General features: G+C 64.8%; 12 protein-coding genes. 10 read left to right on the forward strand and 2 right to left on the reverse strand.

The window, feature by feature from the left end; genetic code table 11:
• Positions 1 to 3 precede the first annotated feature (3 nt).
• Positions 4 to 1,143 carry an acyl-CoA dehydrogenase family protein gene (locus ACT3UQ_RS07860; protein ID WP_105552104.1) on the forward strand — a complete coding sequence of 380 codons (1,140 nt, stop codon included), beginning with the start codon at positions 4 to 6 and terminating at the stop codon, positions 1,141 to 1,143.
• On the opposite strand, the gene ACT3UQ_RS07865 is transcribed toward ACT3UQ_RS07860, so the two are convergent.
• A complete protein-coding gene (locus ACT3UQ_RS07865) occupies positions 1,132 to 1,374 on the reverse strand; it encodes a DUF5703 family protein (RefSeq protein WP_105552105.1) in 243 nt (80 codons plus the stop codon). The genes ACT3UQ_RS07860 and ACT3UQ_RS07865 overlap by 12 nt on opposite strands.
• A gap of 44 nt (positions 1,375 to 1,418) precedes the next feature.
• Here ACT3UQ_RS07865 and ACT3UQ_RS07870 point away from each other — a divergent pair, with 44 nt between their 5' ends.
• The 3 genes from ACT3UQ_RS07870 (at position 1,419) to mshC (ending at position 3,892) form a co-directional block, all read left to right on the forward strand.
• The gene (locus ACT3UQ_RS07870) at positions 1,419 to 1,637 is read left to right on the forward strand and encodes a hypothetical protein (RefSeq protein WP_096284411.1); all 219 of its coding nucleotides are present in this window, start codon (positions 1,419 to 1,421) and stop codon (positions 1,635 to 1,637) included.
• Between the two features lie 78 nt (positions 1,638 to 1,715).
• Complete coding sequence (locus tag ACT3UQ_RS07875) at positions 1,716 to 2,540, forward strand: undecaprenyl-diphosphate phosphatase (RefSeq protein ID WP_105569076.1); 825 nt, start codon at positions 1,716 to 1,718, stop codon at positions 2,538 to 2,540.
• A gap of 89 nt (positions 2,541 to 2,629) precedes the next feature.
• Positions 2,630 to 3,892 (forward strand): cysteine--1-D-myo-inosityl 2-amino-2-deoxy-alpha-D-glucopyranoside ligase, encoded by a 1,263-nt coding sequence (mshC, locus tag ACT3UQ_RS07880; protein WP_181148248.1) that lies wholly within the window; start codon positions 2,630 to 2,632, stop codon positions 3,890 to 3,892.
• 75 nt (positions 3,893 to 3,967) lie between these two features.
• On the opposite strand, the gene ACT3UQ_RS07885 is transcribed toward mshC, so the two are convergent.
• Complete coding sequence (locus ACT3UQ_RS07885; protein WP_096284418.1) at positions 3,968 to 4,876, reverse strand: proteasome assembly chaperone family protein; 909 nt, start codon at positions 4,874 to 4,876, stop codon at positions 3,968 to 3,970.
• 83 nt (positions 4,877 to 4,959) lie between these two features.
• Between ACT3UQ_RS07885 and ACT3UQ_RS07890 the strand changes: the two genes are divergently transcribed.
• The 6 genes from ACT3UQ_RS07890 to ACT3UQ_RS07915 all read left to right on the forward strand — a co-directional run bounded on the left by ACT3UQ_RS07890 (position 4,960) and on the right by ACT3UQ_RS07915 (position 11,562).
• Complete coding sequence (locus tag ACT3UQ_RS07890; RefSeq protein WP_444636878.1) at positions 4,960 to 5,673, forward strand: HAD family hydrolase; 714 nt, start codon at positions 4,960 to 4,962, stop codon at positions 5,671 to 5,673.
• Positions 5,670 to 6,797, forward strand: a complete 1,128-nt coding sequence (locus ACT3UQ_RS07895; protein WP_105552109.1) for a site-2 protease family protein — start codon at positions 5,670 to 5,672, stop codon at positions 6,795 to 6,797. Before ACT3UQ_RS07890 ends, ACT3UQ_RS07895 begins: the two co-directional genes overlap by 4 nt.
• A 25-nt stretch (positions 6,798 to 6,822) precedes the next feature.
• Positions 6,823 to 7,875, forward strand: a complete 1,053-nt coding sequence (locus tag ACT3UQ_RS07900) for a tRNA (adenine-N1)-methyltransferase (RefSeq protein ID WP_255248365.1) — start codon at positions 6,823 to 6,825, stop codon at positions 7,873 to 7,875.
• Positions 7,876 to 8,059: 184 nt separating this feature from the next.
• Entirely contained in the window at positions 8,060 to 9,697 is a 1,638-nt protein-coding gene (gene arc, locus ACT3UQ_RS07905) for a proteasome ATPase (protein ID WP_105649258.1), read from the forward strand.
• Positions 9,694 to 11,310: a depupylase/deamidase Dop gene (gene dop / locus ACT3UQ_RS07910; RefSeq protein WP_444636879.1), complete on the forward strand. Its 1,617-nt coding sequence runs from the start codon at positions 9,694 to 9,696 to the stop codon at positions 11,308 to 11,310. The genes arc and dop overlap by 4 nt, the downstream gene beginning before the upstream one ends.
• A 66-nt stretch (positions 11,311 to 11,376) precedes the next feature.
• Complete coding sequence (locus ACT3UQ_RS07915) at positions 11,377 to 11,562, forward strand: ubiquitin-like protein Pup (protein ID WP_096284431.1); 186 nt, start codon at positions 11,377 to 11,379, stop codon at positions 11,560 to 11,562.
• Positions 11,563 to 11,622: the final 60 nt, after the last annotated feature.

An 11,622-nucleotide genomic window follows, 5' to 3' on the forward strand; every position in this document is an offset into this window, starting at 1 on the left:
AACGTGCCTATCGAACAGATCCTCAGCGATGAGCTGCTGTCCCGCTTCCGCGAACGCGCCGGCGGCTATGATGCCGCCAATGCCTTTGCCACGGAGGACTTCGAGGAATTAGCGGCCCTGGGCTATCTCAAGGCCCTGGTGCCCGAATCCTCCGGCGGTTTGGGCTGGAGCTTCGAGCAGCTGGTGCTGGCCCAACGCCGGCTGGCCACCGCCGCGCCGGGCACCGCCCTGGCGATCAATATGCACCAGGTCTGGGCCGGCGTCGCCTATCTGCTCGCCGCCCGGGGGGACGCGCGCCTTCAGATGGTCACCGAGTGGATCGCCGCCGGGGAGATAATGGCCTTCGGGATCTCCGAACCCGGAAACGACTCGGTGCTCTTCGATTCGAACACCGCGGCGAGAACCCTGGCCGATGGGTCCGTCAGCTTCACCGGCACGAAGATCTTCACCTCGCTGTCCCCGGCTTTCACCCGGCTTGGCGTATTCGGCAAGGACGAGGCCAGCGGGGAACTGGTGCACGGGTTCGTCCCCCGCGGCGCCGGGGTCCGCTCGCTGGAGGACTGGGATACCTTGGGCATGCGCGCCAGCCAGTCGCACACCACCAAATTGGAAGGCGCGGTGGCCCCGGCCAGCTGGGTGCACACCCGGCTTGAGGTGGGACCGAACGCAGACCCGCTGGTCTTCGGAATCTTCGCCTCGTTCCTCACGCTCACCGCGAGCGTATATGTCGGGATCGCCGAACGCGCCGTGGAGCTTTCGCAGGCGGCGCTGCGCAAACGCACGCACCAGGACGGGGGCAGCTACACCCAGGACGTGCGCGCCAGGGGAGTGCTGGCCCAAGCCGGAATGCGCCTGCTCAGCCTGGACGCCCTGCAGCGCACCGTCGCCGCGGATCTGGAAGGACAGATAGATCACGGGCCGGGCTGGTTCCCGCGCCTGGTCACGCTGCGCACCCTCGCCGGGCAGAGCGCACGCGACAACGTCGAGGCCGCCGGCCAGCTGCTCGGCGGCGGCGGATATTTCCGCGGCAGCGAATTCGAGCGGCTCTACCGCGACGTGCAAGCCAGCTGGTATCACCCATCCAATGCCGCCTCGGCGGAGAATACCGTGGCCAGCTGGCTGGTGGGTCCCCTAGAGCCCTGAGCGATCCAAGGTGCTGACCACCCGGATCACCTTGCGGCGCAGCCAATATTTGCTCGCGCCGCCCTCGTAGCGCAAGGTGCGCATCAGCTCCCATTTGCCGTTATCCGAATGCTCGCGCAAGGCAGCCCGCGCCACCTGCTTGGATTCTGCAGGGAACGCGGTGATCACCAGATACTCGTAACGGTCGTCATTATCCAAGTGCCGCGGAGCCTTGATTAATTCCTGAAGCATTACACCCCTATCGAAAGAATGATTTCGGTTGTAGCGTGTGACTCATGAGCACCGAACCGAGCTACGCCCTGCAACTGCTGATCTCACGCCTCGAGCAGCACCTGACGGTAGTTTCCCAGAGCCGCGGGTCGGCCGACGCCGCGGTCGATGCCGCCTTCGGCTCGCTCGCCGAAGCGTTCGAGAGCTATGAGGATGCACTCTACGAGCAATATTCCGAACTTCTTCCGTTCACCATACCTACGGATGACGACGATGACGAGTGAGTACGGCCACGGTTTGAATTTCCTTGCGAAAGCCGTGTAATCACCGATAAGCCCCTCGAAATGACGTAGTGTCAAGGGGTGAATTGGTTTGAAGCAGCTTTCCTCGGATTAATCCAGGGCCTGACAGAGTTCTTGCCCATCTCCTCATCGGCCCACTTGCGCATCGTGGGCGAGCTCTTGCCCAACGCGCAAGATCCCGGTGCGGCCTTTACCGCGATCACCCAATTGGGGACCGAAACCGCGGTGGTCGTCTTCTTCTGGCGTGACATCGTGCGGATTATCGGCGCCTGGTTCCGGGCGATCACCGGCAAGATCCCGCACTCTGACCCGGACGCCAAAATGGGTTGGCTGATTATCGTCGGTTCCCTGCCGATCGCCATCCTGGGGCTCCTGCTCGAAGACTATATCGACTCGAACTTCCGTTCGCTGTGGATCGTGGCGACCATGCTGGTGCTCTTCGGCCTGTTCCTGGCCATCGCCGACCACTACGGCAAGCAGGAACGCACGCTGGATAAGCTCACCGTCAAGCACGGCGTGTTCTACGGACTAGCCCAGGCGATGGCGCTGATCCCCGGCGTGTCGCGCTCCGGCGGCACGATCACCGCCGGGTTGCTCATGGGCTATACCCGTGAAGCCGCCGCCCGCTATTCCTTCCTGCTGGCCATCCCCGCGGTATACGCCTCCGGGCTGTACAAGCTGGCCAAATCCTTCTCCGAGCCCGGGGTCTACTCGCTGGCGCAGACCGGGCTGGCCACCGCGATCGCCTTCGTCGTCGGCTTCTTGATCGTGGGCTGGTTCCTGAAGTACGTCTCCACCCACTCCTACCGGCTCTTCGTCTGGTACCGGATCCTGCTGGGCCTGGGATTGTTCGTATTCCTTAGCCTCGGAATGATCAGCGCCTAAAACTCTTTGCCGGCGCGGGAATAAACCTTGCGCTCGTTGACTTGCCCTTAAAGGAAGATCGTCTATACATCTGCGAAAGGATGTACTCAGTGCTCGCGTGGAAGTCTCCGCAAGTGCCGCATGTAGTTGGCTCCGCACCTATTCTGGAGGTCTTCGACACCTCCAGCGGAACCAAGCAGGCCACCGCTCCGGCCGATAAGGCCAACGCCCCGGCAAGCATGTATGTCTGCGGGATCACCCCGTACGACGCCACCCATATGGGACACGCCGCCACCTACGTCACCTTCGATTTGCTGCACCGCACCTGGCTGGATAACGGCCGCGAGGTCACCTATACACAGAACATCACCGACGTGGATGACCCGCTGCTCGAGCGCGCCACCGCCACCGGGGTCGACTGGCAGGACCTCGCCGAAGACCAGATTCAGCTCTTCCGCGAGGATATGGAAGCGCTGAACGTGATTCCGCCGCAGCACTACATCGGCGCGGTCGAATCCGTGCACTGGCTGGTTCCGGTGGTCGAGCGGCTGCTCGCCGCGGACCTGGCCTACCGGGTGCCGGCAGACGCCGACGGGGTGGAAGGGGATATCTACTTCGATACCCTGGGCTCGGAGAACGGTGCCTGGAAGCTTGGCCAGGTCTCCAACTACGACCGCGAGACGATGCTCGGCTTCTTCGCCGAACGCGGCGGGGACCCGGACCGCACGGGCAAGCGCGACCCCTTGGATCCGCTGCTCTGGCGCATGGCCCGCGAAGGCGAACCCTCCTGGGCGGGCGGCGAGCTGGGCACCGGGCGCCCGGGCTGGCATATCGAGTGTTCGGTGATCGCGCGCAGGACCCTTCCGGCCCCGTTCACCGTGCAAGGCGGCGGATCGGATCTGATCTTCCCGCACCACGAATTCTCCGCGGCGCACGCCGCAGCCGATGACCAGACCGCATTGGCCCAGGCCTATGTGCACACCGGGATGGTGGGCCTGGACGGCGAGAAGATGAGCAAGTCCCTGGGCAACCTGGTGCTCGTCTCCAAGCTGCGCGCCGCCGGCGTGGAACCGGTCGCCATCCGCGCGGTGCTGCTCTCGCAGCACTACCGGACGAACTGGTCCTGGACCGAGCAGCTGCTCGCCCAAGCCCAGGAACGCGTGGCTACCTGGCGGGAGCGGATCGCCGGGGCCGGGCTGGCCGAAGCCACCGCGCTGCTGACCCGGATCCGCTCGCGCATGGCCGATGACCTCAACGCCCCTGCGGCCTTGGAAGCCATCGACCAGTGGGCCGCCACCGCGGCCGAAGGCAGCGGGGAAGGCAGCGAGCTGCTCGCCCGCGGAATCGATTCCCTGCTGGGGCTGAAACTCTAGCGGCAACCTGGCTCCCCACAAACCGGTCCGAGACCTTCGGCACCGGCTTGTGGGGAGTTTTTTATGCCCGAAGAATCAGATCTCGAAGTCCGGGCCGTGCTCTTCGCCGCGGGCGCGTCCCCGGCGGCGCAGGTAGCGTTCGAATTCGCGGGCGATGGATTCGCCGCTGGCCTCGGGAAGTTCGCTGGCATCCGAGGCCTGCTCGAGCTGCTGCACGTATTTGGCGACCTCCGGATCCGCGGCCGAGAGCTCGTCCACCCCGCGCGTCCAGGCGCCGGCATCCTCGCGGAGCTTCTGCGAGGAAACCTGCATCGGAACCAGCTCCTCGATCATCTCCACGATTGCCAGTTCCACCCGCGGGCTGGGCGCTTGGGCCACATAGTGCGAGAGCTGCGCCCAGAGCGACATGGTGGGAATGCCGTGTTTCTCGAATTCGGCCCCGAGCACCGCAGGAATCCCGGTGGGCCCCTCATAGCGGGAGGCCGAAAGCTTGAAGTACTCCTGCAACTTCGGATGGTCGCTGTTCAGCACCGTGGGCACCGGCCGGGTGTGCGGCACATCGGCCAATAAGGCGCCCAGGGAGAGCACCACATGGACGTTTTCCGCCTTGGCGTGCTTCACGATCTGCGCGCAGAATCCCTGCCACCGGAAGGTCGGCTCCACCCCGACCACGAGCAGCAGATCCGCCGGGGCGAGCGGATTGTCCAACCGGTAGAGCTCGGTGGTCGGCCACTCGATGATCCGGCCTTCCGCGGTCACCCGCGACTGCGGCCGGGTGAACTGGTAGTCGTAGTAGTCGTCCTCGCCCACGGTGGCCAGATGCTTCGGGGCGCCGCTGTTCAGGATGCGGCGCACCGCGTCGCTGGCGGCCGAACCGGCGTCGTTCCAGCCCTCGAAGGCCGAAATCAGGACGGTGGGACGCATCTCATGTTCGGTTTGCGCAACGAAGCCGTTCAGCGTTGGTGCGTGGTATTCCTCGCTCATGACTTGCCCCTCTCCAGCCTGCGCACCGCCCCGGCAGACGCGACGAAGCGGTTTAGCCCCACTCTTCCATCTAGAATGGAGTCATGCCAAGCACCAAATCAGCGTTCGATGCAAAAGTTCCATCCCCTGGCCCCCACGCGGTGCTCTGGGATATGGACGGTACCCTCATCGACACCGAACCCTATTGGATCGCCGCGGAGATGGAACTGGTCAAATCCCATGGCGGAAACTGGAGCGAGGAGCAGGCGTTCAACCTGGTCGGCCAGGCACTGCCCAACGGGGCGAAAATCCTCCAGGAGGCCGGGGTGGACCTGGGCGTCCGGGAGATCATCGATCACCTCTCGGGCCAGGTTGTCGCCGGCCTGACCAGTGACGTGCCCTGGCGGCCCGGCGCCCTTGAACTGCTCAGCGCACTGCATCGGGAGGGAATTCCGCAGGCGCTGGTGACCATGAGCGAGCGCAGCATCGTTCACGAGCTGATGGCGGCGCTGCCCGAAGGGATCTTCACCGCCAGCGTCACCGGCGAAGAGGTCACCCACGGCAAGCCGGACCCCGAACCCTACCGGCGCGGATTGGCGTTGCTCGGCGAGCGGCTCGGCCGCAGGTTCGACCCCGCACGCTGCATCGGCTTCGAGGATTCCAAGCCCGGAATCACCTCGGCCGCCGCGGCGGGACTGCACGCGGTGCTGATCCCCAACGCTACGGACCCCGGCGTGGGGAACTGGCGGCGTATCGATACGCTGGTGGACATAAATCTCAAGACGATGACCGATTGGCTGGTGCAGGTTAACGCGTGAGCGAAGCTACTGAAAAAGCCCCGGGGCTGAAACTTGGCCGCATCGGCGGGGTGCCGGTGTACCTGTCGAATTCCTGGTTCATCATCACCGCGGTGATCACCGTGGCCATCGGCCTGCAACTGTCGAATAATGCGCTGATCCCGCCGCTGGTGGCCTACCTGCTGGGTTTTGCCTGCGCCGTGGTGATCGCGCTGGCCGTGCTCGTGCACGAGGTGTCCCACGCGTTGACCGCCCGCGCCTTCAAATGGCCCGACGCGCATATTGTGCTGACCCTGATGGGCGGGCACACCCAATTCGGCTCCTTCAAGGCCAAGCCCGGGGCCTCACTCGCGGTGGCCATGGCCGGGCCGCTGTCGAATTTTGTGCTCGCCGGGCTCGCCTGGTTGGCGCTGCAGCTGCCGAACCTCGGGTTGTATCCGGGCTTGCTGCTGAACTTCTTCGTCTACGCGAACCTGCTGCTCGGCGCGTTCAACGCCCTGCCCGGCTTGCCCTTGGACGGCGGCCGGCTGGTGGAGTCCGCGGTCTGGAAGCTGACCGGCTCCCAGTTCAAGGGAACGATCGCCGCCTCCTGGGTGGGCCGTTTCATCGTCATCGGCGTCCTGGCCTGGTTCATCGTGGTGCCGTTCCTCAAGGGCGAGCAACCCCAGCTGCTGACCATGGTGGTCGGGGTGATGGTGGCGGTCTTCATGTGGCAGGCGACCACGGCGCTGATCAACCACGCCAAGATGATGCTGAACCTGCCCAAGGTGATCGCCGGGGACCTGATGTCCCCGGCCAGCGCGATGATGTCGGTGGCCACGGTGGCCGACGTGCTCACCCGCAGGCGGAACCGCGGCGGTCAGATCATCCTGGTCGACCCGCAGGGCATGCCCTGCGGCGTGGTCGACGAGCAGGCGCTGAGCCGGGTGGACCCGGCCTCGGCCGCGCAGGTGTCCGCGCTGGCGGTATCCCGCGCCCTGGGCCGCGGCGCCGTCGTAGCCCAGGACTCCGACGGCCGCCAGCTCATCGACTACCTGGCCAGCGTGAGCACCGCAGAGTACGCGGTCATCGATGCGCGCGGCACCGTGGTGGGTCTGCTGCACCAACGCAAGATCATCGCGGCCGTCACCGGCCGCAAAGCCTAAAAGCTCTACAACAAAGGAAAACTCAGTGAGTGCTCAGAACACCGCAGCGCCGCATGGCGCGAATGCCCGGCGCGGACCCTTCCGCGTCGGAGACCGCGTCCAGCTGACCGACCAGAAGCGCCGGATCAACACCATCACCCTGGAGGACGGCGGAGAATTCCACACCCACCAGGGAGTGCTGGGACATGACGCGATCATCGGGGCGCTGGAAGGCAGCGTGATCGAAAACGTCGAAGGCGTGCGCTACCAGGTGCTGCGTCCGCTGGCGAAGGACTTCGTGCTGTCCATGCCGCGCGGCGCGGCCGTGGTCTACCCCAAGGATGCCGCGCAGATCATCCAGTTCGGCGACATCTTCCCCGGAGCGCGCGTGGTGGAGGCCGGCGTGGGTTCCGGAGCACTGTCGATCTCCCTCTTGCGCGCGGTCGGCGACCAGGGCTACCTGCATTCCTATGAGCGCCGCGAAGAATTTGCGGATATCGCCCGCGGCAATATCTCCACGGTCTTCGGCGGTGAGCACCCGGCCTGGCATTTGTCCATCGGCGACTTCCAGGAGAAGGTGCTCGAGCTGGAGGAACCGGGCAGCGTGGACCGCGTGGTGCTGGACATGCTTTCGCCCTGGGAATGCCTGGACGCGGTAGCGACAGTGCTGGCTCCGGGCGGGGTGTGGACCAACTATGTGGCCACCGTGACCCAGATGTCCCGCGTGGTGGAGGCGATTCGCGCCTCGGGGCAGTTCACCGAGCCCGAATGCTTCGAAACCATGGTGCGCGGCTGGCACGTCGATGGCCTGGCGGTCCGCCCGGATCACCGCATGGTGGCGCACACCGCATTCTTGATCACCGCCCGCCGCCTGGCCGACGCCCAGGACGGCATCCCGAAGGCCAAGCGCATCAAGGAGCACGGCTACTCGGCCGAGGACCTGAACGCCTGGACACGGGAGCATGACAAGGAGCAGTGGACCGAAACCGCGCTTGGCGAACGCGGTATTTCGCCGAAGAAGCTGCGTCGTGCCGCCAAGGACGCCAACCGTCCGAACCGGATCCGCGAAGGCGAAAACGTCTCAGATACCGAGAACTAGCGTTTCAATATGTGAACTAATGCCCCGGGAAATTCAATCCCGGGGCTTTACGTTCATAGGATGGACTCAGAACGACCCGCACAGCCAGCACCAGTAGCTGGCCACGCGTGGCGAACGGCGAGGTTTGGGAGAATACAACGTGAGCGAAAATAACGAGGCGCAACGCGTCGCCGAACGGCTTCAGATGACCGAACGCCAGGTCAACGTGCTGCGCGAGAAGAACCGCAACCTGGACAAGCAGCTTGCCGGGATCAGCGGAAACAACCAGCGCCTCGTGGCCCTGTTGGAGCAGACTCGCGAACAGATCATCAACCTCAAATCCGCGCTGGAAAAAGACGGCGATACCCCGTTCAGCCACGGCACCATCGTGGCCAAGCACCCACGCAAGCATCCCGAAGCAGGCCTGGGCATCGAAACCACCGCCGCGCAGGCGGTGGATGTGATCCACTCCGGACGCAAGATGCGTGTGGCCATCAGCCCGCTGCTGGATTTCGCCAAGCTGCACGTTGGCCAGCAGGTGCTGCTCAACGAGGCGCTGGTGGTCGTTGCGGGCCTGGGCTACGAGCAGTCCGGCGACCTGGTCACGATCAAGGAAATCCTCGAAGACCACCAGGCGGTGGTGATGGCGCGCGGCGATGACCAGCGAGTCATCGAATTCGCCGAGCCGCTGCGCGGGGAACACCTGCGCGTCGGGGACCAGCTCACCATCGATGCCCGCACCGGTCTGGCGGTCAACCGGGTGCAGCTGACCGATATGCAGTCGCTGGTGCTCGAAGAGGTGCCGGATATCGACTATTCCGATATCGGCGGCCTGAATTCGCAGATCGAAGCGATCCAAGACTCGGTGGAGCTGCCTTTTGCCCACCCCGAGCTCTACCGCGAACACGGGCTGAGCGCACCGAAAGGCATCCTGCTCTACGGCCCTCCGGGCTGCGGCAAGACGCTGATCGCCAAGGCCGTGGCCAATTCCCTGGCCCAGCGCGCCGCGGCCCGCAAGGGCACCGGCCAGGCGAGAAGCTACTTCCTGAATATCAAGGGTCCGGAACTGCTCGATAAGTATGTGGGCGAAACCGAACGGCATATCCGGCTGATTTTCGCCCGAGCCCGGGAGAAGGCGCTGCACGGGGACCCGGTGGTGGTGTTCTTCGACGAGATGGAATCCCTCTTCCGCACCCGCGGGTCCGGGCTGTCCTCGGATGTGGAAACCACCATCGTGCCGCAGCTGCTGGCCGAAATCGACGGGGTGGAACGCCTGGATAACGTGATCGTCATCGGCGCGTCCAACCGCGAGGACATGATCGACCCGGCGATCCTCCGCCCGGGACGGTTGGATGTGAAGATCAAGATCCGCCGCCCCGACGCGCGAGGGGCCAGCGAAATCTTCGGCAAATACCTGACCACCGAGCTGCCGCTGCACGAATCCGAGGTGGCCGCCGACTCCGGGGACGCCCAAGAGACCGTGGACCGGATGATCGCCGGCACCGTGGCGGCCATGTACTCCACCGAGCAGTTCAACGAATTCTTGGAGGTCACCTACGTCAACGGCCAGGTGGAGGTGCTCTACTTCAAGGACTTCTCCTCCGGCGCGGTCATCCACAATGTGGTGGACCGGGCCAAGAAGCACGCGATCAAGGCGCTGATCACCAGCGGCGAACGCGGGCTGAAGATGGAATACCTGCTGCGCGCGGTGCGCGAGGAATTCGCCGAGCACGAGGATATGCCAAATACCACCAACCCGGATGACTGGGCGCGGATCTCCGGGCGCAAGGGCGAACGGATCAGCCACATCCGTTCGCTGGTCAAGGCGAAGGACGCCTCATGAGCGCCCGGCGCCTGGTCGGTCTGGAAACCGAATACGGGATCATTCGACCCGCGATGCCGCAAGCCAACTCGACAGTGCTCTCGGCGCAGATCGTCGACGCCTACGCCCAGCTGGTGCGCGACTCCGGCTCCGATGCCCGGGCCGCGCGCTGGGACTACTCCGATGAATCGCCGCTGGCCGATGCGCGCGGGCATTCGGTGGATCGTGCCCTTGCGCATCCGAGCCAGCTGACCGACTCCGAGCCCGCGCTTGGGGACTCCGCGGTCTGGACGGCCGAATCGATTGCGCTGGACGGCAACGACGCTCGCGTCGGCGCCACGCTGTACCAGGAGAAGGACGCCACCGACGTGGTGATGAACATGGTGCTCGGCAACGGCGCGCGGCTCTACGTGGATCACGCGCACCCCGAATATTCCAGCCCCGAGGTCACCTCGCCGCGCGCCGCGGTGCTCTGGGACCATGCCGGGGACGAGGTGATGCGCCGGGCTGCGGCTAGCGCCGCAACGCTGGGCAGCGGCGAATTGCTGCTCTACAAGAACAACACGGACAACAAATCCGTCTCCTATGGTTCGCACGAAAACTATCTGGTGCCACGCGAGGTGGAATTCTCCGCGCTGGTCAGCGGGCTGACCGCCTTCTTCGCGACGCGGCAGATCTTCTGCGGCGCCGGACGCGTGGGCCGCGGCATGCTCGGGCGCGGCGCCGAATTCCAGATCTCCCAGCGCGCCGACTTCTTCGAGGCCGAGGTGGGCCTGGAAACCACCATCAACCGCCCGATCATCAATACCCGCGACGAACCGCACGCCAACTGGGACAAGTACCGCCGGCTGCACGTGATCATCGGGGACGCGAACCTTGGACAGATTTCCACGCTGCTGCGCGTGGGCACCACCAATCTGGTGCTCAGCCTCATCGAAGCGGGAATGTCCCCGAAGCTCGAGCTGGCGGACCCGGTGGCCGCGCTGCAGCAGATCAGCCACGACCCCACGCTGCGCACCAAGGTGGCGCTGCGCGGCGGCCGCAGTCTCACCGCAATTCAGATCCAGCGCAGCTACCTGGAGGCCGCCGAAAGCTTCTGCGCGCAGCGGGATCTGCAAGATCCGGATACCAACGAGATCCTTCGCCGCTGGCGCGACATCCTGGACACGCTCGAAAGGGATCCGCTGGAAGCGGCCGCGCAGGTCGATTGGGTGGCGAAGTACAAGCTGATGAAGTCCTTCACCGAACGGCACTCGGTGGGCTTCGATGATGCCCGGGTGGCCCTGATGGATCTGCAATGGGCGGATCTTCGCCTGGACAAGGGCCTGTACTACCGGATGGCTTCGCGGGGCCTGATCGAAACCATCTTCAGCCAAGCAGAAATCAACGCCGCGGTGGATCATCCGCCCGAGGATACCCGCGCCTACCTGCGCGGCATGACGCTGCAGCGCTATGCGCCATATGTGGTGGCCGCGAACTGGGACGCGCTGTCCTTCTCGGTGCCCGGCGCCCGCAAGGTCAGCCGATTCCACATGCCCGAGCCGCTGGCCGGCAGCCGGGCGCAGGTGGGGGAGCTCTTCGACGCCGAACTGGAAATCGCCGAGTTCATCGAGCAGTTGGCACGACGGCGCTAAACGGCGCAGAATGAAAACCAGAGGCGCGCAAAAACGTGGCGTTTCGACAGACTTTAGGAGAAGACCATGACCCAGGAAAATTTCTCGGCTCGCCGCGAAACCCAAGCGCAAGCGCTCGAAGCCGAGCAGGTGCAGGCGAACACGACCGGCACCAGCGCAGGCGTCGATGACCTGCTCGATGAAATCGACTCGGTGCTCGAGTCGAATGCCGAAGAGTTCGTGCGTGGATTCGTCCAAAAGGGTGGCCAGTAACCCGCGGGTGCAGCAGGTAACCGTTGCCTATGGGCAACATCATTGAGGGGAAGTAACTTC

It is taken from the genome of Glutamicibacter sp. AOP12-B1-11 (assembly GCF_052379245.1).
Classification (GTDB): Bacteria; Actinomycetota; Actinomycetes; order Actinomycetales; family Micrococcaceae; genus Glutamicibacter.